Genomic DNA, 22479 nt, shown 5'->3' on the forward strand with positions numbered 1-22479 from the left:
CGGGATTTACCCCTGATCGGACTTCGTCTCCGTCCCGACAGGTGTGACATCCCGCAGCACGCTACCGGTGAGTATGTTCGGGAGCCTCAAGCCACGCCCGCCAGCCGCCAAACGACGTGATATCGACCGCGCCGTCGAGCCCATATGTTTCGCAAACGAAGCCCGTCTCCCAGCGACCGTCCACCAGTTCGACCTTACCCAGCGCGAGCGGCGCGGGGATGCCGTCGAGAAACGAACCGAACTCGGCGCTCGGCATGTCCCACACTTCGACCGCGATCGCTGCACCGCCTTCCGTCGTGCGCGCCATCCCGGGCCGCTTTGTCGGTCCGCCTGCCAGCACATAGAGCCGGTAATGCGGCGCACTCGTCGTCGCTTCGAGTCGTCTGCCACCACGTCGCGTCAACTGCCCATTTAGAGGCAGACCGTCGAGATGCGCACCACACACCACGAGCCGCATCCGGTCATGTCGCGCGGCGTGTGCGGGCGGCGGCGTATCGTGCACCGCGCCGCCTGCGAGCGGCAACGCCAGCGCACGTTGCAAACCATCGGCTGCGCCGAGTAGGTATTGATCGGTGAAGGCACGACCGAAGAGCGTCACGCCCCAAGGCAAGCCGTTCTTCATGAAGCCGGCGGGCAACGCGACGGCTGCGTAGTCGAGCAGATTCATGAAGTTCGTGTAGTAGCCCAGCAGCGAGTTCGCGCCGACCGGATCGTGTTCGAGTTCCGCGAGCGTGACCGCACGCGGGATGGTCGGTGTCAGCATGAAATCCACACTGGCAAGCACGGCGTCGCAGGTCTGTTTCAGCGCTTGCAGGCGGTACTGTGCGCGGAATGCATCGACGGCGGTGGCCGTCGGCGCTTTCGCGAGCACGTCGCGGATCACAGGCAATACCGCGTCGGGCTGCTTCTCCATCAACGCGCCGGCCACGCTGTAGCGTTCCGCGACCCACGGTCCTTCGTAAAGCAGTCGCGCTGCTTCGACGAACGGTGTGAAATCGATCTCGACTGCCTCACCGCCGTTTGCTTCGAGCGCGGCTCGTGCATGCGCAAACAGTGCGGGGCTCTCCACGCAGCTGAAGAATTCCGGCACGCGCGGCACACCGAAGCGAAAACGTGACACTTGGCCGAATGCGGTGCCGTCGTTCCATTGCGGGTTGTCGCGGCTGTACGCATCGGCGGTATCTTTGCGGGCGGTTAGCGCAAGCAGTTCGCTCGCTTCCTGCGCGGTCGCCGTGAAGAACGTTACGCAATCGAGCGTGCGACAGGCCGGTACGACACCTGCCGTCGACAGCAGCCCCTTCGTCGCTTTCAACCCGACCAGATTGTTGAGTGCCGCCGGCACGCGTCCCGAGCCCGCGGTGTCGCTGCCAAGCGCGAAGCTCGCGACACCGAGCGCAACCGCCAGCGACGAACCCGCGCTCGAACCGCCTGACGGGTAATCCGGATGCACGCTGTTGCGACACTTGCCGTACGGCGAGCGCGTGCCGTTCAGGCCAGTCGCAAACTGATCGAGATTGGTCTTGCCGAGCGGGATCGCGCCGAGCGCGATCAACTGCTCGACGAGCGTCGCGGAGCGCGCGGGTGTGTAAGCGAACGCGGGGCATGCAGCGGTGGTCGGTACATCCGACAGATCGATGTTGTCCTTGATGACGAATGGGATGCCATAGAGCGGCAGCGTATCGGCATCGTATGCATCGAGCGCGGCGAGCCAGGGTTGCAGCGCCGCCTCGTCAAGCAGATGGATAAACAGCCGGTACTCGTCGTTCAGCGCAGCGGCGCGTTCGCGCAGGGCGCTGATCAGAGCGCGCGGCGTTGTGCGTTTTGCCCGATAGGCGGCGCGCAACGTGGATAAACGCAAATCGAATGAGGTCATGCCGGGTCCTGAAACGAAAGAGATACAAAGAGGTAAACAGCCAATGCGCCGATGCAGGTGGAACCATCAGGCGCGAGCAGGCAGATCACACAGTATCGATCACGACTACGCGTTGTCCGGCCCGCACCGATGAACCGGGCGCGACGTGGATTTCGCCGATCGTGCCTGCGCACGGCGCTACCACGGAAATCTCCATCTTCATCGATTCAATCACGAGCAGCACGTCGCCGGCGGCGACCGTCGCACCGGGTGCGACGTGCACCTGCCACAGGTTGCCGGCGATCTCGCTGTCGACGGCGATCTGGTCGTCGCGCAACGGCGCATCGCCTACGTCCACAGTCACCGTGTCCGACGCTGCCGACGTATCGCCGCTAACGTCCGCTTCATGCCAGCGCTGCCGTTCGGCTTCGAACGCAGCCTGCTGACGCGTGCGGAACCGCGCAATGCCCTCGGTTTCGCGCGCGAGAAACGCCTGATAGTCCGCAAGCGACAATTCGGCCGCTTCGATTTTCAGCGGATAACGACCGAGCGGGAAATCCGCACGAATGCGTAGCAGTTCATCGGCGGAGACTTCGTAGAAGCGGATCTGATCGAAGAAGCGCAACAGATACGGACGTCCCGCGAAATCCGCGATCTCGCGATAGCGGTTCCACATCTGCAGCGTGCGGCCGACGAACTGGTAGCCGCCAGGGCCTTCCATACCGTACACGCACAAATACGCACCGCCGATACCCACCGAATTCTCCGCAGTCCACGTGCGCGCCGGGTTGTACTTCGTCGTGACGAGACGATGCCGCGGATCGAGCGGCGTAGCGACCGGCGCGCCGAGATAGACATCGCCGAGCCCCATCACCAGGTAGTGTGCGTCGAAGACGATTCTCTTCACCGCCTCGAGCGAGTCGAGATCGTTGATCCGGCGGATGAACTCCAGGTTGCTCGGACACCACGGCGCATCGGGGCGCACGGTGGTCATGTACTTGTCGATCGCGAGGCGGCAGGCCGGGTCGTCCCACGACAACGGCAGATGCACGATTCGCGACGGCACACGCAGGTCGCGTTGCTGCAACACGGCTTGCCAGTGTGTTTCTACATGCACGAGCAATGTCGCGAGCGGAAGCTGTTCCGGCCGGTAGTGAATCTGCAGCGAACGGATACCAGGCGTGAGATCGATCACGCCCGGCAACGCGCACGCTTCGAGCGCCTGCATCAACGCGTGGCCGCGAAAACGCAGCGCGATGTCGAGTTCCGCGGGACCGATTTCGAGCAATAGATGCGTGTCGCCTGACAGCCGCGCAACGAGGCGCTCCTCGGCCTGACCGATGTCGAGCACGATCGGCGACGCGAGAGATGACACAGGTTGCGCCTGGTCGCCGGAAGCGATCGATAGCGGCGGCAACGCGGATGCGTACGCATAGGCCTGTGCGTCGAGCTGCGCCGCTTCGCGCACGCGAGCGGCTGCAGCCTCGCGTGCGGTAGCGATATCGACAGGTACGAAGCGCACCTTGTCGCCGGCCTTCAACTGACCGATCTGCCACAGATCGGCTTCGATGATCGTCACCGGACACACGAAGCCGCCCAGGCTCGGGCCGTCCGGACCGAGGATCACAGGCATGTCGCCAGTGAAATCGATTGCGCCGACCGCATACGGATTGTCGTGAATGTTCGACGGATGCAGTCCGGCTTCGCCACCGTCCGCGCGAGTCCACTCAGGCTTCGGGCCGATCAGCCGCACGCCGGTGCGGCTTGAGTTGAAATGGATCTCCCATTCGGTGGCGAGGAACTGTTCGATGTATCGCGTGCTGAAGTATTCGGGTGCGCCGTGCGGTCCGTAGATCACGCGCACGGTGCGCACCGCTTCGAGTTGCGGTGTGAGCGTATGAGGCAATGCCGCACCCGTGCTGCGGTCGGCGAGCGACTGAAGATGCAGCACATCGCCCGCACGTAGCGCACGACCACCGTGACCACCGAACTGACCGAGCGTAAATGTGCTGCGACTGCCGAGATAGCGCGCAACGTCGAGGCCACCGCACACGCACAGATACGCACGCGCGCCCGCGCCACGGATCGCGCCGAGCGTGAGCGTCGAGCCGGCGGCGACGAAGAGCGCGGTGTGCATCGGTTGGTCGACGCCATCGAGCGTCACGGCGAGCGCGGCACCGGTCACCGCGATCACTGCGTCGGTATTGAAGCGCAGCGTCGGTCCGTTCATCGTGATTTCGAGCGCGGCCGCGTCGCTGCCGTTGTCGAGCAGCCGGTTGCCGAGGCGCAGCGAGCGATCGTCCATCGGACCCGATGGCGGGATACCGACCGCCCAGTAGCCGAGCCGGCCCGGGTAATCCTGCACAGTCGTTTGCGTGCCGCCGGTGAGGACTTCGACGGTCGCGGCCCGATAACGCAAACCTTCGAGGCAACGAGTCCACGGTGCGCCGCTCGCGAATGGTGTGTCGGCAAGAATTTGCCGCAAGTAGGCGCGATTCGTTTCGACACCGTAGATGCGCGTCTCGGCAAGCGCAGCGTCGAGCGTATGGTGTGCATCGTCACGAGTCGGCGACCACGCAATCAGCTTCGCCAGCATCGGATCGAACCACGGCGGCACTTCGCAGCCCGCTTCGATCCACGTGTCGATACGCAGCGCGCGGCCATCGGCGGAAGGAAACGAAACCTCGGTGAGCAGACCCGGGCACGGTTTGAAGTCGCGGCCTGGATCTTCCGCATAGAGCCGGGCCTGGATCGCATGACCTGACGGGTGCAAACGCTTTGCGAGTTCGTCGAGCGGCGCAAGCGTGCCCGCCGCAAGTTCGATCATCCAGCGCACGAGGTCGACGCCCCACACCTGTTCGGTTACACCGTGCTCGACCTGTAGACGCGTGTTCACTTCGAGAAAATAGAAGCGTGCGGCGTCGCTGTCGTAGACGAACTCGACGGTACCGGCCGAGCGATAGCTGACCGCCTGTGCGAGACGGATTGCAGCGGCACACAGCGCTTCCGCGACACCGTCGGGCAGGTTCGGCGCGGGTGTTTCTTCGAGCACCTTCTGGTTGCGCCGCTGCACTGAGCAGTCGCGCACACCGAGTGCGAGCGCAGCCCCATTGCCGTCGCCGAAAATCTGCACTTCGAGGTGCCGGGCTTTCTCGATGTATTTCTCGAGGAACACGCCCGCATCGCTGAAGTTGTTTTGCCCAAGGCGCTTGACGACGTCGAACTGCGCAGCGAGTTCTTCCGCCGAACGACACACGCGCATACCGATGCCGCCGCCACCGGCCGTGCTTTTCAGCATGACCGGAAAGTCGATGCGCGCCGCTGCGGTGAGCGCCGCGTCGAGATCGTCGAGCAGGCCCGTGCCTTCGAGCATCGGGATCTGTTCAGCGGCGGCGATCGCGCGCGCGGTGTGCTTCAGGCCGAACGCGCGAAGCTGTTCAGGCGTCGGCCCGATGAACGCGATGCCGGCCGCTTCGCATGCCTGCGCGAACGCCGCGTTTTCCGACAGGAAGCCGTAGCCGGGATGAATCGCCTGCACGTGTTCGGCACGCGCAATCTGCAGGATGCGTTCGACGTCGAGATAGGTGGCGCTGGCTGCGCCATCGCCGAGGCTATGAGCCGAGTCCGCGAGACTCACGTGACGGCTTGCGCGGTCGGCTTCGCTATACACAGCGACGCCAGTGACATCGAGTTCGCGCAGCGTGCGCAGGATGCGGCACGCGATCGCGCCGCGGTTAGCGATGAGAACGGTATCGAACATGAGAAGGTGTTCAATGCGTGGGCGGGCCGTCCCGCCACGTTGGTATGCGAGCCGCGGTCGTCCGCGGCACGTATCCGGAAGCTAGCGCTGCCGCTTAGCGCCGGGGCGGCACATGCGGCTCGCGCGGTCCGCTGCGTGCAAGCCCATAACGCTCCGCGCGCACGCGCAGCATCTCGAACAGCCAGAGGCGCAAGGTCTTCAGTTCCATATCAACAGCTCCGCGGGCGTGGGGTTGTAGGCGTTGCACGGGTTGTTCAGTTGCGGGCAGTTCGAGATCAGCACGATCACGTCCTGCTCGGCGCGCAGTTCGACGTATTTTCCGGGCGCGGAGATGCCGTCTTCGAACGTCAGACCGCCGGTCGCGGTGACGGGTACGTTCATGAAGAAGTTGATGTTCGCACCGAGATCTCGCTTCGACAGACGGCCGTCGTGCGCGCACGCGCGCAGGTAGTTATCGCGGCAGCTGTGCATATAGCGCTTTTCGGGTGCGTAACGCACGGTGTTGCTCTCCTGCGCGCACGCGCCACCGAGCGTGTCGTGCCGCCCGCAGGTATCCGCGACGATGGTCAGCAGCGGGTTGCCGAGATTCGAATACAGCACGGTGCCGGTGGTCAGATAGAGGCTCTGCTGGCGGCGCAACGTGCGCTGCGGATCGTAGCGCTCACGCGGATCGGTGGCACTGTAGAACAGCGTATCGACAGCCTGATTGCCTTCAAGATCGTGAATGCGCAACGTCTGGCCGGCCTTCAGTTCCTTCAGCCACGGCTCGCCGGCGGCGAGGACTTCGCGATACACGGCATCCGCAGGATCGCGCGTGCTGGCGGTAAGCAGGGTGGGGGTCGTCATGGCGCGCTCCGCTTAGAGAAAAAACCGCTCGGTGTTGGCAAAGCCGCGTGCGTTTTCGTCGCACGAGGTCCGGCAGATGTCCGCGACCTGCGGGTCCGCTGCGATGAGCGTCAGCTTGACCGGCTTCGGTGCGTACTCGGGATGAGGATCGAGCGGATGCTGGATCGCGGTGAGTACGACCAGCGTGTTCATCGGTGCATACAGATCGATATGGTCACCCGCATGCGAATTGCCGGGCACGAAGTCAAGCGCACCGGCTTCATTTGCATCGACGCGGCTGAACAGGTTCAGCGTCATCAACAGATCGGCGAGACCGAGTCCCCATTTGCCGAGTTCGACGAGCAGGTTGTCGGCGCCGTTGCGAAAGAACGCATTGCGCAACTCCTGATAACGTCCCGCGCCATAGCGCTCGTGTACTTCGCGCGCATCCGAAACACCGCCCAGGCTGTCGTGCCAGCCGCAGGTATCGGCGACGATCGCCGCGAGCACGCGGCCCATGTCCGAGTACAGGCAATGGCCCTTCGTGAGCTTTGCCGTGTGCTGGCATTTGAGCGTGTCCGGGAGGTTCAGGCGTTCGCTTTTTTCCGCTGCGTTGAAGAGCAGCAGGCTGACGTTCGCGCCGCCGCGCAGATCGGTGATACGCAGCAGTTGTCCGCGTTTGACGATCAGCGAGGTGTGACCGCCACCGGGCACGGTTTCTTTGAACAATATGGAAGAGATGTTCATGTCATTCATGTCGGGTTCTTTGATGAACTCGTCAGAGCGCAAGGGCGTGCGGCATCGCTGCGGCGAGACCGTGCTGCGCGTCGCGGTTGCGCTCTAACGGAATGTTGTAGGTGATGCGCGCGCCATAGGCGCCGGGCGCCTGCGGGTCGACGCGCACCTTGTCGAAGACGAGCATCCGGCTGCCGAGCGTGAAGCCTTCCTTCAGGTCGTGCGTGACCATGAAGATCGTCAGGCCGGTTTCGTGCCACAGCTTCAGCAGCAGTTCGTGCATGTCGCGTCGGATACCGGGATCGAGCGCGCCGAACGGCTCGTCGAGCAACAGCACACGCGGTTTCATCACAAGTGCCTGGGCGAGCGCAAGGCGCTGCTGCATACCCCCCGACAACTGATGCGGATATTTGTCGAGTGCATCGGCGAGACCGACGCGTGTGAGCATGGCAACCGCTTCGTCTCGCGCGAGCCGCCAGCGTGCGCCGAACAGTCGCCCGGCGAAGCGCGCGTGCGGCAGTTCGAGACCAAGCAGCACGTTGCGCAGCACGCTCAGGTGCGGAAACACCGAGTAACGCTGAAACACCACACCACGATGCGCGTCCGGTTCCGCCGGTAACGGCGCACCATCTAGCAGGATAGTGCCGCGCGTAGGCCGCTCCTGACCGAGCAGCAGCCGCAGGAAGGTCGACTTGCCACAGCCCGACGCGCCGACCATCGAGCAGAACTCGCCGTCCTCGATGCGCAGGTTCACACGTTCGAGCACGACCTGGTCGCCGTACTCTTTCCAGACGTTGCGGATCTCGATCATCAGCGCGCTCCGCCGTACCAGGGGAACGCCCATTGCGTGACACGGCGCAGCGCTTCGTCGATCAGCCACGCGAGCAGCGTGATCCACATGACGTACGGCAGGATGACGTCCATCGCGAGGTAACGGCGCACGAGGAAGATCCGGTAGCCGAGACCATCGGTCGACGCGATTGCTTCGGCGGCGATCAGAAAGAGCCATGCCGAGCACAACGCAAGCCGCACTGCGACGAGGAGCCGCGGCAGCAACTGCGGCACGATCACGCGCAGGATCAGCGTCCAGCTGGTCGCACCGAGCGTTTGCGCCTTCACCCAAAGCTCCTCGGGAATCTCGCGCGTGCGCTGCTGCAGATCGCGAATCATCATCGGCGTGATGCCGATCACGATCAGCACGACCTTCGACAACTCGTCGAGACCGAACACGATGAACAGGATCGGTAGTACCGCGAGCGGCGGAATCATCGAGATCACGGTGATGAACGGCGTGAGCGTCGCGCCAGCGAGCGGTAGCGTGCCCGTAAAGATGCCGAACACGAGTGCGAGTGCCGCGCTCGCGACGAGACCGATCGCGAGTCGCCGCATGCTCGACGCGGTGTCCTGCCAGAGCAGGTATTCACCGGTGCGCTTGTCCTCGGTGAACGCGAACTCGTGTATCGCTGTGCCCATCTGCGTGGCACCCGGCAGCAGTTTGTCGTCGGGGTTGGCCTGCAGCCGCAGTGCCGAACCGGTGAAGTACACCGCAATCAGCAGCACGAACGGCAACAGCAGTAGCATCAGCGCGCCGCTGCGGCTCGGGTGTCGGTTGATGAGCCGCATGGGACTCTCCTCGGAACGGATTGCAGTTGGGTCAGGTCGGGCGGCTGCTAGAGCTTGCCTTCCGCGGCCATGCGCACATACGCCGGATCGAAGCGCAGCTTCACATTGCTCTTGCTGCCGATCACGACGCCCTTGTCGAACGCCATGCCGACCGCACCGGCATCGGCCGCGCCCTGGCCGAGCAGACCGTGATCGAAAGAGAATTGTGCGACACGCGTCATGATCTTCGGCAGGTTCGGGCTGGTCGCGAAGTCGAGCGCCTGTTGCGGCGTGTAGAAGAGCGCGGTGGTCGAGAGTTGCGCCTTGTAGCCCGCGAGATCGGTGCCCGACGCTTTTGCCATCGCAGTCAACGCTGCGCGACTGTCGGCGCTGTCGCCGTGCATCAGTTGCATCATCTCGAACCAGGCGCCGGTCAGTGCCTTGCCGAGCGCGGGGTTGTCCTGAAGCGTCTTCGTGTTGACGGCCATCATGTCCATGATCTCGCCGGGAATGCGGCTCGAATCGAACACTTCGGTGACGTTGGGTTGCGCCTTCAATTGCGCGAGCATCGGGTTCCACGTCACGGCGTTGTGAACGGATGGCGTAGCGAATGCGGCGGAGATATCGGCATCGGACGTATTGACCACCTTGATATCGCGCTCGCTCATGCCGACGGTTTCAAGGCCGCGTGCGAGCAGATAGTGCGACACCGACAGCTCGACGAGATTGATCGACTGGCCTTTCAGGTCGGTGAGCTTCTTGCCGTTGCCTTTGATGAGCACGCCGTCGTTGCCGTTCGAATAATCGCTGACGATCAGCGCCGTCGTGTCGACACCACCGGTGGCCGGGATGGTCAGCGCGTCCATGTTGGTCATCGCGCAGCCGTCGAACTTGCCCGCGGTGTACTGGTTGATCGATTCGATGTAGTCGTTCAGCTGGACGACATCGACGGTGATGCCGTACTTCTTCGCCCACTTCGACACGATGCCCTGGGTCTTGGCATAACCCCACGGCATCCAGCCGGCGTAGATGGTCCAGCAGACCTTGAAGTCCTTGCGTCCAGCAGCGAACGACGGAGTGGCGGCGGAAAGAGAGAGAGCGGAGAGTAAGGCGGCGACAGCGAACAGGCGGAGCTTGCGCATGAGGTTGACCTCGCAGGGGCGGTTATCGACGGCAGGAGCGGCGCGACGCATCGCGTTCTCTCCCGGGCTTTTATCCCGCCGTGTAACCTCGCCTGAGGTCGACAACTCTCGGACCAGCATCCGCATGCGGTCATGTCGATGACCTCGATGCGAACCGGAACCCTAGTCGTCCATTGCCAGATTGTGACTACTAAACCGGATGCTGCTACCGGCTCCTGCGAAGCATTCAAGCGATAAGCGTGCCATGCGCGGTATGCCGTATCGATGAGTCTTCGTGTGGCGTGCGATGCACGCGGATGAGGCTCGGTTTGCGTTCAAGCGGTGCGTGAGTGCCCGCCTGGAGTGCGGAAGTTTGCCGACGAGCTTCTGCTTTTGTTAATGTAAATGGAATAGTAAAAGCAATATTTGGCCGATGATTGTAGAAAATGAATCGTACAGAATGCTTTCACCGTCGTTGATTGATTGAGGACGTCGGCCCTACCTGATTAACCGGAGCCTCTTATGAACCATCCTCGTACTTCCCGTCAGGGCTACGTCCTGATTACCGTGATCGCCGCCGTTTCGGCTGCCATCGCCTCCGCTACGGCCCTTGCGCTGTCGCTCCCCGTCTGGGCCATGTTCATGGGCTGGATCGCATTTTTCTCGCGCGGGCTGACCACCCGGTCCACGGTCGAAAACCTGGGCTGCGTCTGGCTAGGCATTTCGATCGGTACCCTGGCTGCCACGGGCATCGGCATGCTGGCGCCGACGCTCGGTGTTGGCGTGGCGTTGCCGATCGTTGTGTTCGCGGTGGCGATCGTTGTCGTCGGGATTCGCGGCATGCCGGTGATGAACAACCTGCTGGCTTACTTCCTTGGGCTCGTCACCTGGTTTGCGTCGGAACTCGCACCGTCGATCGAGAACGTGGTGCAACTGGCGGCCGCGGGGGCCATTGGATCGACTGCGGGCTGGGTGTCGCATTTCGCTCCGCGGTGGATGCTTCGCGCGACTGGCAGTGTTCAGCAAACAACATGATCGGAATTCCCGATGGCCGCGTGCTCTTGCATCGCTCGATCTTCGGCCCACGCACTTCGAAAGACGTCTCGGCATCGACGCAGGAAATCAAAAGCGAACCGTCGAATCCCGATTCGCCAGCACGATGAGAATCTCCGTATCGTCGGGCCGCGGCGTGGTGTACGCATGCGGCATGGCACTGCTGAAAAGCGCGCTTTCTCCAGCCGTCAGCGTGACCGGTTCTTTTCCCTCGAAGCTCACTGCCAGCGTGCCCGAGAGCACGTAACAGAATTCCATGCCGGCATGGCCGGCAAGTCCACCGGCCTCCTCGACGCTCGTCGCGTGGACGCGCATTCGCAGCGGCCTGAGCCCTCCGGTATTCCCCTGATGCAACAGCGCATAGCTGTAGGGGATATCGGCGAGACGCGTAAAAGCAATCTCGTCGAGGCGCGACACGCTAACGGCCGACGGCGCTCTCGGCGGCTTGGCGAGCATGTCCTGCCAGTCGAAGCCGAGCCCTTCGACGATCTTGAAGAGCATGCCGAACGTCGGTGACATCTTGCTCGTTTCGATCCGCGATAGCGTGGCTTCCGGCACGCCCGTCAGGCGACTCGCATCGGACAGCGAGAGATCTCTGGATTGGCGCAACTGCCTGAGGCGCTGGCCAATCTCTTCCGGCGGAATGCGCGCTGACGGTTTCTTCGCGGTCTGCGGGGGAAGGGCCGCGAGAATCGACGTGGCACGTGACTTTCTGTTCATCGGGGGCTTCCTTGCATGGCGGCTCAATCAGACTGTCAAGACGCTTTGAATTTACGTATATGTAACAATAATTCTGTTTTAAAACAAGTATATATAAGAGAAATTGTGAATTGCATGCAAGGGCGAGAGAAGTTGGCTAGACTTGCCGGCAGGAGCAGATTGACTGCTCGACCTCGGGCGTCGTTCATGGCCACCGTCTTCACATCGGCCAGGTTCTCGCACGTCCGAATTTTTACATATATGTAAAAGGAAGGACCTCATGTCGACACCATCGCAAGCTTCATCTGGCCGCTATCAGAAGGAAGGCTGGGTCCAGTGGCCCGGAGAGCCCGAACTGAGCTTCCAGTTCGCCCGTACGCTCGGCGGCGCGCAGGAGGGGGCGAGCTTGATCAGCGAGTGCTTCGCAGCCGCATCGCGCATGACGCCCGGCGACACCGAGAGCTGGTATCGCGAGTGGCAGGTGTTCGCGAAGAAAAGCGAGTGGCGTGCCGAAGATGCGTTCGCGCGCGGACGTTTTCGGACGGCTTCTAGCAACTGGCTGCGCGCCTCGAACTATTACCGGTCGTCGGAGTTCTATCTGGCGCACGACGACCCGCGACGTATCGACACGTTCGACAGCGTCGAACGTTGCTCGCACCACTATCTTGCCGGGCTGCATCCGGCGGGAGAAGTCGTGGCGATTCCGTACGAAAACGGCGCGCATCTCGATGCCTACTTTCTGCCCTGCACGGACAGCAGCGTTCGCTCGCCTGTCGTGATCGCGTTTGGCGGCCTCGACGAGTACAAGGACGAACTGTTGCACGAGATGCCCAAGCATGCGCTGACGCGCGGCATGTCGCTGCTGCTCGTGGACATGCCGGGCCAGGGTGGGACGCTGCGCCGTCAGAAGATCGTCAATCGTCCGGATACCCATGTGCCGGTTGGCGCGTGCATCGATTATCTGCTGACGCGCTCCGACGTCGACCCTGCAAAAATCGCGCTCTATGGTGCGAGCGTTGGCGGTGTGTACGCGGCACTCGCGGCGTCCTTTGAGAGGCGGCTCGTGGCGGTTGTGTCCGACTCCGTCATGTTCGATATGTCGTCGTTGTTCGAGGGCTGGCTCGTGACGCCGGAACGACTGATCTGGCGTCACCTGAAATGGGTGTTCGGTTGCGCGACGGCTGAAGAGGTGGTCGAAAGAGCGAAGGCGTTCAAGCTGGAAGGGGTGATCAACAGGATCGACATGCCTTATCTGGTGTTGCAGGGCACGGAAGACTGGCTTGGACTAAAAACAGCAACCGATACCTACGATTACGCCAGGGCGCGTGGCGTCGATGCTGAACTCAAGCTGTTCGATCCTGCTGAAACAGGGGCCGCGCATTGTCAGATCGACAATCCGACTCTGGGTCAGGAGTTTATCTGCGACTGGCTGGCTGGGAAGCTGGGTATCGATCAGGGTGCTGTGCGTGCGCGGTTGTCGGCACTTGCTTGAGCAGACCAGGGTGGAGAGAAGGTGACCTGGTGCTTCAAATCTGATTGTCATCCTTAGCGATTCGCCTCTCGTCCAGACATCGCAGCGACTTCGTCTTGCAAACCGGAGGGTGCTTTAAGCCCCTCCGTTGTCGCGTGTTTTCCCATAAGGTAGTATTCGTCGTCACAACGGGGTAGTGCCGATCAGAATGAATATATCCGGATTGAAGAGAGGGTTTCCTAAGAACTCAGCACTAAAGGCAATGTGTGCTTGTGCTAAAGAAAACGCCGGGGCTATGCGGTGACCTTACCAATGATGCAGACAGAAGCGGCGACGGATCCCGTCACGCAAGGACTAACAGACCCGGAACGTGTTTTCCCGATACTGGCCGCGCCGGCCTGGATCAAAGGGAACACCCTGTCGATGCGTCTGGCGGGCGAAAAGATCGAACTACGCGCTCCCCGTCACTACCTGGCTAAGCTGACCGTCTGGTGTCAGGGGGACATGACGCTTGCTCAAATCGAGCAAGCGTGTTTGGCACAATGGGGTGATCGGTACTTCATTCAGTTTGTCGAAGATCTGCTTGCCGCCGGTGTGCTCATCGATGTCCCTACCTTGCTGCTGCACGCTGTGCGGGAAACCCAGCATCCCGACCGGATGGGACAACCCGCTGACGAGATCATGTGGCGCAATGCTGCGCAGCCGTTGCCTCATCGCGCGTCGATCGATACCAAGGCGATCAAACTACCGCCGCGCGAACCGTCTGCGCTGTCGTCTCTCATTGCCCAAAGACGATCCGCGACGATCTTCGGTGTCCGGACGCCGGACCGGGTGGATCTATCCAGACTCCTGCATTCAGCCTATGGGCTGCATGAAGAATCCGACCGTCGCAGCGTTGCATCGGCGGGGGGGTTCTATCCGTTGACGCTGCACCTCATCTTGCTCAGAGGCGTCGATAGCATCGCTCCCGGTACCTATCTGGTCCGATTCGATTCTGATGGCGGGGTTTATCTGCAGCATGAACACGACGAACATGATTCGGTGCCGAGTCTGATTTACCACCCTCACTTGCTTCGTCAGGCGGTTGGGATGATTGTCATTAGCGGGGCGCTTCTGCCTGGTACGCTCAAATATGGTAATCGCAGTTACCCGTTTGCGATGCTGGAAGCAGGGCAGATCATTCAGAACATTGCGCTATCGGCCATCGAACAGAAGCTGGGCTGGCGCGCACTGGGAGGCTTGGACTATTCCCGCATGGCTGCGCATTGCCGTCTGCCCGAAGCGTGTCAGGTCCTCATAGCGGGTGTATTTGGGTCACTGCCCGAAACGGGCGACGCCGCCGCACGACCGCATGCCGGGCAAGGCGAAGATGGGTCCGATATCTCATCACGCATCGAGTTCCTGTGGAATGACGAGATCTCCGGGTTGCCGTTTCATCTAGGTATGGCAAGAATCAAAGGTCACGACGGCGAAGCCGACTCATCTTTTAGCTGGGGGCGCGATGCAAACGCCTGGCACGCATATGACAAAGCTTTAGCTGAGACAGTGGAGCGCCATGCATATCGTCAACCACGAGAATTGCGCAGCGCGCGCTGGGACGAGTTGAACAATGTGTGCGACCCCCGCAAGATTGCGGGCTATCGCGCATTGCAATACCGGTACGCCGATTTTCCATTCAAGCCTTTTGATCCTCGCAAGCCGTATCTCTGGCTCGAGGCGACCCATCTCGCCAATGGCAGTCATCAATGGGTCCCCGCCGAATGCGTGCTTCATCCGAAGGCGCTTCCCGCGTCGTACCTGGAACAGTGCCTCACCGATTGCAGTTCGTCGGGTTGCGCAAGCGGTTCGAGCCTCGAAATGGCACAGCACTCTGCGCTGTTTGAGGTGATCGAGCGCGATGCATTCATGCGTCACTGGTTTGCCCAGCGAGGTGGTGAAGAAGTTGCAATCGAATCCTTGCCATTGCCATTTCAACAGCGTGTCGAGCAACTGCGCTCGCGGGGATGCAGGGTCAGCCTGCAACTCCTTGATCTTGCTGTGCAACCTGTATGGATGGTGGTTGTTCAACACGACGAGAAGCACTTCACTTCGGTAGGTGCGGCAGCGGGGCTGGCTGCCGAGCGGGCGCTGCATTCTGCGCTATCCGAAGCCGAGACAGGTGCCAATGCCCGTCTCGTCGGATTCAAGGGAGAGCGTGTTCGTCCCGCCGAGGTGACGACGCCGGCTCATCACGCCGACCTCTACGCCCTGAAGCGTTACTACAGACGGGCCGATGCGCTCCTCGAAACGGGTGCACGGATTGCATTCCACGACATTGTGCAGCGGCAGTCGCCGGATATGTTCACTGTGTATGCCGACCTGGCTGCGCGTGGACTCGATCCCCTGTGGGTCGATCTGAGTCTTTCCGATGCGCCGCAGACGCTGACGGGGCACACCCTCGTTTCGGGCAGAGTGATCGTTCCCGGTTTGATTCCCGTAGCGTTTGGCACATTGCGCCTGCCGCTTGGCATGGACACGTACCGGAAGCGGGCGGCGCGGTTTCCGCATCCTTTTCCATGAATGAAAAGGCTTTGTGATGTTTTTCCTGTTCCAGCCAGTCAGCCACCTTGCAACGATTCGCAGATGGGCGCGCCAGCATGAGGGGGAGCTCTTTCTGGACGTCGGGACATTTCAGCTTCGGGTGACGTGTCGAGGTCGCACCGTAACCTTCATTCCCCGATTCGTCATAGGAACCCAGGCAGGATTAGCCTATACGACGCACTTTCCTGACGATGGCGGCTTTGTAGGCTGGCTGCCCTATGAGCTCAAACGATGGCCCCTCGCGTCCGACAAGCTCACGTTCAAGAGCTATTGTGAACAGGCTGGCTTACCGACTCCTGGTTATTCTCTCGACACCGTGCCGCAGAGCAATGACTTCATCGTCAAGGGGCAGCGAGGCTCATTCGGGCAAGGTATACACGGACCTTATCGAGCCGGTAGCCGTGAGGCTCAATTCGTCTCGTTGTCGCCGAACGAATACTTCGAGCACTTCATCGTCGGCGACAGCGTCAAGATCTGGTACTGGAGCGGCCGGCCGGCTGCCATGGAACGTCTGCCTGCGCCGTTCGTCGTGGGTGACGGTGTGCGGTCGCTGCGCGAGATCGGTGCGACTACTCGAGGTAGTTTCGACGTCGCTTATTCAATCGATGAACAGGCGTCGGACATACTCGCATGGCAACAACTCACCCCGGACAGCATTCCCCCAACCGGGCAACGGGTTCAGCTCGAATTCAAATACGTGACGCGTTTTGATCGCCTGACGAGCGACGACCGCAATGTTCTCCCATCGGCGACGGATATTCAGCGGGCGCAGTTACATCAGATCGGCAATTCGCTGCTGCAAGGCATGCCTTTGGAAACACGAAGACACACGATCTTTACCGTTGATGCCGTTGCCGATGCTGATAATCATTTGTGGCTGCTGGAGATGAATAGCCACCCGATGGTGCATCCGGGTAGCTATACGGCGATGCTTGATGATTTGTTTGGGGTCTCAACGTACTAACGTGCGATTAGTCGTCTACGGAAGGTCTGCAAAAGTCCTGGTATTGAAGAGCGTATGGACTATCGTGTGAGCGGGAGAATTCAAGGAGCGGTTTGATGACGCAACGAGGTCTCGATCTGGATCTGTCAACGAAACGTACGCGCAAGCAGGAATTCCTCGAAGAGATGAGGCGCGTGATGCCGTGGTCGAAGCTGATTGCCGTGATTGAGCCGCATTATCCGAAGGGTAAAACGGGACGGCTGCTCTTTCCGGTTGCCACAATGCTGCAGATCCATTTCATGCAGCAGTGGTTTGGCCTGTCGGACCCGGCGATGGACGAGGCGTTGTATGACGCGCCGCTCTATCGAGACTTTGCGGGTTTGGACGGTGGCATGACGCGATTGCCTGACGAGAGCACGATTCTTCGGTTTCGTTACCTGCTCGAAACTCACGGTCTGGCTGTGCAGATGCTCGCACCGGTCAATGAGATCCTAGGTGAGAAAGATCTGATGCTCAAAGCCGGTTCGGTGGTTGACGCCACATTGATTTCGGCGCGCACTTCGACGCAGAACGCTTCCGGGACCCGGGTCCCGGAAATGCACCAGGTGAAGAAAGTCAATCATTGGTACTTCGGAATGAAAGTGCATATTGGCGTGGACGCGCAATCGGGACTGGTGCACACGGTGATCTCACGACATCAATGCAGCCCAGGCATTGTTGCATGGTGCAGAAACGGATATCTATCCTGACGCTGGCTATCAGGGAATCGAAAGGCGGTGCGGGTCTGATGCACGGCACTGGCATGTCGCGATGAAACCAGGCAAGCGCAGGGAACTGGACCTGAGCGACCGGCTGGAGGCGATATACGATGAAATCGAACGTCTGAAGGCTGGCATCGGCGCCAAGGTTGAGCGTCCATTCCGCATCCTCAAGCAACAGTTTGGCTACACAAAGACACGATACCGAGGCTTGATGAAGAACACCGCCCAGATCACGACGCTGTTTACGCTGGGCAATCTGTGGATGGTGCGCAAAGCATTGCTCAATGCCTGAAACAGGCCTGCACAGCAACCATGGACCTCGGCAAACGCGAGTTGCTACCGCTGAAAAGCATGACGCTCAATATGCAGCGTGTTTCGAGCGCGTACACAACTTGGATTGCAAACCATCAACGCGCCGAAAGCGGGTTTTGCAGACCTTCCCTAGCTGAGGATTTAACTTCATGAAGGCGCGCCAAGAGTATTAACAACGGAGCGCGCGATACATGGGATTTTGTCACAGATGGTTCCCCTATTAATTCCATGGCTTACTCCGGCGGCTTGACTGCAACCCTCAACTACAACCCAGACCTGGCCGTGTAGAACCCCCTCTCCAGCTTTGGCACATTTGTAAAATCCCCGCTTGAATATAACGAATTATTACTGCTAGACTTCGTCCCGAAAGTAAATGCGGCACGCATGCAGTAGTTCATGCGCTCGACCGCGTCAGAAATTACAAACAGACCAAAGTAATACCGCACGGCCCGGGGAATCTCATGCATCTCGATCTAGCTCTAAGAATGATGAGCAACCTGCTCTGGACGGGTTTTATCGTTTGCGCGCCCGTTTTAGGGTTGACGATGCTGGTGGGTCTATTAGTCAGCATCTTGCAGGTCGTGACACAAATACAAGAAATGTCGCTGACCTTTGTGCCAAAACTACTTGTCGCGGGAATTACGCTCATTGTTCTGGGTGGCTGGATGCTGCGTGAGCTCATGCAGTATTCAACCCGGTTGTGGTCCAGCATTCCTTCCATGTTCTGACCGCGATTGTCCCGTGCAGAATCTGCTCTCTTTAGATCTCGGCTGGCTTCTGGCGGTCGGACTACTTTCACTACGCGTGGGCGCCACGCTCTTGATGACGCCCGTACTGGCGGCATCGAGCGTGCCGCCGACGGTGCGAGTGCTCATCGTCATCGCCATAGCGTGCATGTGTTCCGGCCTGTCGCAGAGCGCGCTTTCGCATGATGTCGCCGGTTCGCTGATCGATCACCCGGGCCTGTTGATCCAGGCCGCCGCCGCCGAGCTTGCCCTGGGCGCGACGCTCGGGCTCGGCATCCTGCTGGCGTTCGGCGCCTTTTCGATTGCGGGCAGCCTGCTGGACATCCAGATCGGCTTTGGCATAGCCCAGGTATTCGATCCCGTCGCCAACACCCAGTCGTCGATCCTGACGTCCGCATTCAATCAGATCGCACTGGTCGCATTCTTTCTTGTCGATGCACATCACGCGTTATTGCGTGGATTTGCCTATAGCCTCGAGCGGTTTCCGCTTGGCGGCGAGTGGTCCGTCGATGCGGCATTCGCGCCGGTAGCGAAGCAGGTGGCGGGGTTGTTTAGCCTGGGGTTCGCACTTGCCGCACCGGTGGTGTTCTGCATTCTGCTGATCGATCTGATGCTAGGCGTCGTGGCGCGCAATCTGCCGCAGATAAACATGCTGGTACTCGGCGTACCTGTGAAAATTACTGCCGGCCTGATTGCGTTATCGCTCTGGTTTGGCGGAATGGGCAACACGATGAGTACTGCCTACGCGTCGATTTTCCGGACGTGGGACGCGATATTCAGCGCGTCGGCGATGCACCGCCCCACGGCGCGGGGGGCGTAATGGCGGAACAGGATCTGGATCGCAACGAAGCGGCTACGCCGTACAAACTTCAGCAGGCGCGCAAGCGCGGCCAGGTTTCGAAGAGTCCGGACGTTGTGTCTGCCGTCGTCTTTACGACGGCCATGCTTTTTCTTGCCAGTCAGGGTTGGACGGTATGGCAGGCGCAATTTCGCATCGACAGGGTCTTGCTGTCCCAGGCGGGACAACTGACCAGTTCGACCGCGCTTGGCGATCTGGTTGGCCGGCTCCTGCTGTCGACCATGACGATGGCGTTGCCGTTTCTGATTACGCTGATGCTGGCCGCGATTGTCGGCAACCTGATGCAAACCGGGTTGATCTTCTCGGCAGACCCGATCAAACCGGACTGGAGTCGTATCAATCCGGTCAGTGGTTTCAAGAAGCTGTTCACGTTGCGAGTGTTGTTCAACGGCGTGCGAGCGTGTTTGAAGCTGGGACTGCTCTCGGCCGTTGCCTGGTTCGCGCTAAAAAGCGTGCTGCCGCAGTTTTACTATCTAGCCGGTCTGTCTGCGCTCGGTATCTTGCGGACGCTATTGGACGACTTCGCATCGCTTGGTCTGAAAATGGCGTTGATGCTTGGATTCGTCGCGCTGCTGGACATGCTTTATACCCGGCGAGAGTTCGCGAAGAACATGCGCATGAGCAAGCGCGAGCTCAAGGACGAATTCAGGCAACGAGAAGGGGATCCGCGCATTCGCTCCCGGCTACGCGAGCTGCGGCGAGAGATGCTCAAACGAAGTCGCGCCGTACAAAACACGCAGCATGCCGATGTGTTGATAACGAATCCGACGCACGTAGCGGTGGCGTTACGTTACGTTCATGGGCAGATGGAATCTCCCCAACTGGTTGCGAAAGGCGCTGGCGTGCTCGCGGCCGCCATGCGCAAGGTGGCGGCCCGTCATAACATTCCCGTCGTTCAGAATCCGCCATTGGCGCGCCGGCTGTTTCACGATCTGCATGTCGATCAGTCTGTTCCGCCGGAGCTGTATGCACAGGTGGCGCGCATCATCGTCTGGGTGTTCGCGATGCGCGATGCACGTCGACGCGGCACGGCCTCGCAGCAGGGAGCACCGGCATGATGCGGGCTTTCTTCGGACGGCACAGCGACATCGCCCTGGTCGTGCTGGTGCTCGGGGTGCTTGGCGTACTTTTCGCACCGATCCCGCCAGGGCTGCTCGATCTGCTGATCCTGACCAACTTCAGCTTTGCGTTCCTCGTGCTGCTGCTGACGTTTTATATGGCGCGGCCAGTCGAATTTTCGACATTTCCGTCGCTATTGCTGATTACGACGCTGTTCCGGCTCGCGCTGAATGTGGCCGCCACGCGTCTGATCCTGTCGGATGGAGATGCAGGCAGGGTGATCGCGGCGATCGGCGCGTTTGTCGTCGGTGGGAACTATGTGATCGGTCTCATCGTGTTCCTGATCCTGATCGTCGTGCAGTACGTGGTCGTGACAAGCGGTGCCCAGCGGGTTTCGGAGGTCGCCGCGCGTTTCACGCTCGATAGCATGCCCGGTCAGCAGATGAGTATCGATGCCGACCTCAACATGGGTTTCATCGATCAGGTCGAGGCCCAGAGGCGCCGCAAGAATATCGAAAAGGAAGCCGCCTTCTACGGTGCGATGGACGGCGCGAGCAAGTTCGTCAAAGGCGATGCCATTGCCGGTATCATCATCATGCTGATCGATATCGTCGGCGGTCTGGTGATCGGTGTGATGCAGCAGGGGATGCCTTGGGGGCAGGCGCTTCAGACCTTCACGTTGCTCACGATCGGAGATGGCATCGTGACCCAGGTGCCGGCACTGGTCATTGCTGTCGGCACCGGCATTATCGTGACCCGTTCGGCGTCCGACTCCAATCTGAGCACCGAGGTTTTACGTCAGATCACGTCCTTCCCCAAGACACTCCTGCTGGTCGCGGGCGCGTTGGGTGGCGTGTTGCTGTTACCTGGCATCCCCGCCTTGCCTGCGCTCGTGCTCGAGGCTGGTGTGCTCGGCGTCGCGTGGTTTGCATATCGTGCGGCGGCAAAGGCCGATTCAACCGGGAAGGTCGAGCAGGGTGAATCCGGTATCGCGCAGGAGCCGGAGGCGCCTGCACAGGATGACCCTTATGCGCTGCTGCCGATCGAGCCGATCGAGATCAATATCGGCCGCCATTGGGTACCGCTCGTCACGCCGGCAGGTAGCCTGTTTATGGAGCGCATCAGTACGTTTCGCAAACAGCATGCGCAAGAATTCGGCATTGTCCTGCCGAAGGTACGGTTCCGCGATGTCGCCCGGTTGGGCGCGGATCGCTATGAGATCGTCATCGACGGTGTGCTGCGTGCGAAGGGCGAGTCGCGCGTAGACCGCATTCTTGCAATTCATCCAACTGGCGATGCCAGCTCGATTCGCGGCGAGGCTACACGCGAACCGACCTATGGTTTGCCTGCGGTATGGATCGAGGAGTCGCAGCGCGAGGCGGCACTTGCCGCCAAGTTCACCCTGGTGGACCCGCCCACCGTGCTGCTGACTCACCTGACTGAAGTATTGCGCCGCGAGTCGGCCACCCTGCTGACGCGCACCGAAACCGACAAGTTGCTCGGCACGGTGCGGCAGTCGCAACCGGGACTGGTCGAGGAGCTGATTCCCACGATCCTGTCCGTAAGCGATGTGCAGAAGGTGCTGCAAAACCTGCTGGCCGAGAAAGTCTCGATCCGCAATATCGGCGCCATTCTGGAAACGCTTGCCGATGCAGGCCGGCAAAGCAAGGACGCCGCCCACTTGACGGAACTGGTGCGTCACCGGCTGGGACATGCCATCTGTCAGGGCCTGCTTGGCGACGCCGCGGCACTGCATGTCATGACGCTCGATCCAGTCATCGAAAACCAGTTTCTGCAAAGTGTCCAGGTCGCGCGCAGCGCGACCGGCACACCGCAGCCCTTCGTGCTCGAGCCGAAGCTCGTCGAACAGTTCATCGCCAGGCTGGTGCAGCAGGCCGAACGCATGATGAAGAGCAACCTGCTGCCTGTGTTGTTGTGTTCGCCGGAACTGCGTCGCCACATCCGTGCGTTGTCGGAGCGGATCATGCCGCATCTGCGAGTGCTATCGATGACCGAGATTCCACAAAGCATCGAACTCAAATCCTGGGGAGTGGTTGCGCTATGAGCAACATCGCCACGCTTCATCCACTTATCCGCAACA

At 60.7% G+C, this 22479-nt stretch carries 16 protein-coding genes, 1 pseudogene and 1 riboswitch; of the genes and pseudogenes, 9 read left to right on the forward strand and 8 right to left on the reverse strand.

The genetic code is table 11. The annotated features are described in order from the left end of the window. Positions 1 to 61 precede the first annotated feature (61 nt). From atzF to BWP39_RS28935, 7 genes are all read right to left on the reverse strand, one after another. Complete coding sequence (atzF, locus tag BWP39_RS28905) at positions 62 to 1873, reverse strand: allophanate hydrolase (RefSeq protein ID WP_096725614.1); 1812 nt, start codon at positions 1871 to 1873, stop codon at positions 62 to 64. 85 nt (positions 1874 to 1958) lie between these two features. Further along, positions 1959 to 5612: an urea carboxylase gene (gene uca, locus BWP39_RS28910; protein ID WP_096725615.1), complete on the reverse strand. Its 3654-nt coding sequence runs from the start codon at positions 5610 to 5612 to the stop codon at positions 1959 to 1961. Between the two features lie 198 nt (positions 5613 to 5810). After that, positions 5811 to 6458, reverse strand: a complete 648-nt coding sequence (locus BWP39_RS28915; RefSeq protein ID WP_096725616.1) for an urea amidolyase associated protein UAAP2 — start codon at positions 6456 to 6458, stop codon at positions 5811 to 5813. Between the two features lie 12 nt (positions 6459 to 6470). Next, positions 6471 to 7184, reverse strand: coding sequence for an urea amidolyase associated protein UAAP1 (locus BWP39_RS28920; RefSeq protein ID WP_170043913.1), 714 nt, complete (start codon positions 7182 to 7184; stop codon positions 6471 to 6473). 31 nt (positions 7185 to 7215) lie between these two features. After that, positions 7216 to 7983, reverse strand: a complete 768-nt coding sequence (locus tag BWP39_RS28925) for an ABC transporter ATP-binding protein (RefSeq protein WP_096726239.1) — start codon at positions 7981 to 7983, stop codon at positions 7216 to 7218. Next, complete coding sequence (locus BWP39_RS28930; RefSeq protein ID WP_096725617.1) at positions 7983 to 8795, reverse strand: ABC transporter permease; 813 nt, start codon at positions 8793 to 8795, stop codon at positions 7983 to 7985. Before BWP39_RS28930 ends, BWP39_RS28925 begins: the two co-directional genes overlap by 1 nt. A gap of 47 nt (positions 8796 to 8842) precedes the next feature. After that, positions 8843 to 9916 (reverse strand): putative urea ABC transporter substrate-binding protein, encoded by a 1074-nt coding sequence (locus BWP39_RS28935; protein ID WP_207557167.1) that lies wholly within the window; start codon positions 9914 to 9916, stop codon positions 8843 to 8845. Positions 9917 to 9973: 57 nt separating this feature from the next. Then, a riboswitch (guanidine-I (ykkC/yxkD leader) is annotated at positions 9974 to 10093 on the reverse strand. A gap of 324 nt (positions 10094 to 10417) precedes the next feature. On the opposite strand from BWP39_RS28935, the gene BWP39_RS28940 reads away from it, so the two are divergent. Continuing rightward, entirely contained in the window at positions 10418 to 10930 is a 513-nt protein-coding gene (locus BWP39_RS28940) for a DUF1097 domain-containing protein (RefSeq protein WP_096725619.1), read from the forward strand. An 87-nt stretch (positions 10931 to 11017) separates the two neighbouring features. On the opposite strand, the gene BWP39_RS28945 is transcribed toward BWP39_RS28940, so the two are convergent. Continuing rightward, positions 11018 to 11668, reverse strand: a complete 651-nt coding sequence (locus BWP39_RS28945) for a helix-turn-helix domain-containing protein (protein WP_096725620.1) — start codon at positions 11666 to 11668, stop codon at positions 11018 to 11020. A gap of 259 nt (positions 11669 to 11927) precedes the next feature. On the opposite strand from BWP39_RS28945, the gene BWP39_RS28950 reads away from it, so the two are divergent. From BWP39_RS28950 to flhA, 8 genes and pseudogenes are all read left to right on the forward strand, one after another. Further along, positions 11928 to 13139 carry an alpha/beta hydrolase family protein gene (locus BWP39_RS28950; protein ID WP_096725621.1) on the forward strand — a complete coding sequence of 404 codons (1212 nt, stop codon included), beginning with the start codon at positions 11928 to 11930 and terminating at the stop codon, positions 13137 to 13139. A 291-nt stretch (positions 13140 to 13430) separates the two neighbouring features. Next, on the forward strand, positions 13431 to 15677 hold the full coding sequence (locus tag BWP39_RS28955) for a YcaO-like family protein (protein WP_096725622.1): 2247 nt from the start codon (positions 13431 to 13433) through the stop codon (positions 15675 to 15677). A gap of 16 nt (positions 15678 to 15693) precedes the next feature. Beyond that, positions 15694 to 16662 (forward strand): ATP-grasp domain-containing protein, encoded by a 969-nt coding sequence (locus BWP39_RS31655; protein WP_133116965.1) that lies wholly within the window; start codon positions 15694 to 15696, stop codon positions 16660 to 16662. A 95-nt stretch (positions 16663 to 16757) separates the two neighbouring features. Next, positions 16758 to 17694 (forward strand): annotated as a pseudogene (locus tag BWP39_RS28965) (IS5 family transposase). A 481-nt stretch (positions 17695 to 18175) separates the two neighbouring features. Next, a complete protein-coding gene (locus BWP39_RS28975; RefSeq protein ID WP_096725625.1) occupies positions 18176 to 18442 on the forward strand; it encodes a flagellar biosynthetic protein FliQ in 267 nt (88 codons plus the stop codon). 13 nt (positions 18443 to 18455) lie between these two features. Continuing rightward, positions 18456 to 19280 carry a flagellar biosynthetic protein FliR gene (locus BWP39_RS28980; RefSeq protein ID WP_207557168.1) on the forward strand — a complete coding sequence of 275 codons (825 nt, stop codon included), beginning with the start codon at positions 18456 to 18458 and terminating at the stop codon, positions 19278 to 19280. Beyond that, on the forward strand, positions 19223 to 20377 hold the full coding sequence (locus BWP39_RS28985) for an EscU/YscU/HrcU family type III secretion system export apparatus switch protein (RefSeq protein ID WP_207557169.1): 1155 nt from the start codon (positions 19223 to 19225) through the stop codon (positions 20375 to 20377). Before BWP39_RS28980 ends, BWP39_RS28985 begins: the two co-directional genes overlap by 58 nt. Beyond that, positions 20374 to 22443: a flagellar biosynthesis protein FlhA gene (flhA, locus tag BWP39_RS28990; RefSeq protein ID WP_096725628.1), complete on the forward strand. Its 2070-nt coding sequence runs from the start codon at positions 20374 to 20376 to the stop codon at positions 22441 to 22443. The genes BWP39_RS28985 and flhA overlap by 4 nt, the downstream gene beginning before the upstream one ends. The last annotated feature ends 36 nt before the right edge of the window (positions 22444 to 22479 follow it).

The organism is Paraburkholderia acidicola (assembly GCF_002362315.1).
GTDB classification, from domain to species: Bacteria; Pseudomonadota; Gammaproteobacteria; order Burkholderiales; family Burkholderiaceae; genus Paraburkholderia; species Paraburkholderia acidicola.

Coding starts and splice junctions, on each gene's coding strand:
- atzF (WP_096725614.1), bottom strand. CDS start 1,873: ATGACCTCATTCGATTTGCGTTTATCCACGTTGCGCGCCGCCTATCGG.
- uca (WP_096725615.1), bottom strand. CDS start 5,612: ATGTTCGATACCGTTCTCATCGCTAACCGCGGCGCGATCGCGTGCCGC.
- BWP39_RS28915 (WP_096725616.1), bottom strand. CDS start 6,458: ATGACGACCCCCACCCTGCTTACCGCCAGCACGCGCGATCCTGCGGAT.
- BWP39_RS28920 (WP_170043913.1), bottom strand. CDS start 7,184: ATGAACATCTCTTCCATATTGTTCAAAGAAACCGTGCCCGGTGGCGGT.
- BWP39_RS28925 (WP_096726239.1), bottom strand. CDS start 7,983: ATGATCGAGATCCGCAACGTCTGGAAAGAGTACGGCGACCAGGTCGTG.
- BWP39_RS28930 (WP_096725617.1), bottom strand. CDS start 8,795: ATGCGGCTCATCAACCGACACCCGAGCCGCAGCGGCGCGCTGATGCTA.
- BWP39_RS28935 (WP_207557167.1), bottom strand. CDS start 9,916: ATGCGCAAGCTCCGCCTGTTCGCTGTCGCCGCCTTACTCTCCGCTCTC.
- BWP39_RS28940 (WP_096725619.1), top strand. CDS start 10,418: ATGAACCATCCTCGTACTTCCCGTCAGGGCTACGTCCTGATTACCGTG.
- BWP39_RS28945 (WP_096725620.1), bottom strand. CDS start 11,668: ATGAACAGAAAGTCACGTGCCACGTCGATTCTCGCGGCCCTTCCCCCG.
- BWP39_RS28950 (WP_096725621.1), top strand. CDS start 11,928: ATGTCGACACCATCGCAAGCTTCATCTGGCCGCTATCAGAAGGAAGGC.
- BWP39_RS28955 (WP_096725622.1), top strand. CDS start 13,431: ATGATGCAGACAGAAGCGGCGACGGATCCCGTCACGCAAGGACTAACA.
- BWP39_RS31655 (WP_133116965.1), top strand. CDS start 15,694: ATGTTTTTCCTGTTCCAGCCAGTCAGCCACCTTGCAACGATTCGCAGA.
- BWP39_RS28975 (WP_096725625.1), top strand. CDS start 18,176: ATGCATCTCGATCTAGCTCTAAGAATGATGAGCAACCTGCTCTGGACG.
- flhA (WP_096725628.1), top strand. CDS start 20,374: ATGATGCGGGCTTTCTTCGGACGGCACAGCGACATCGCCCTGGTCGTG.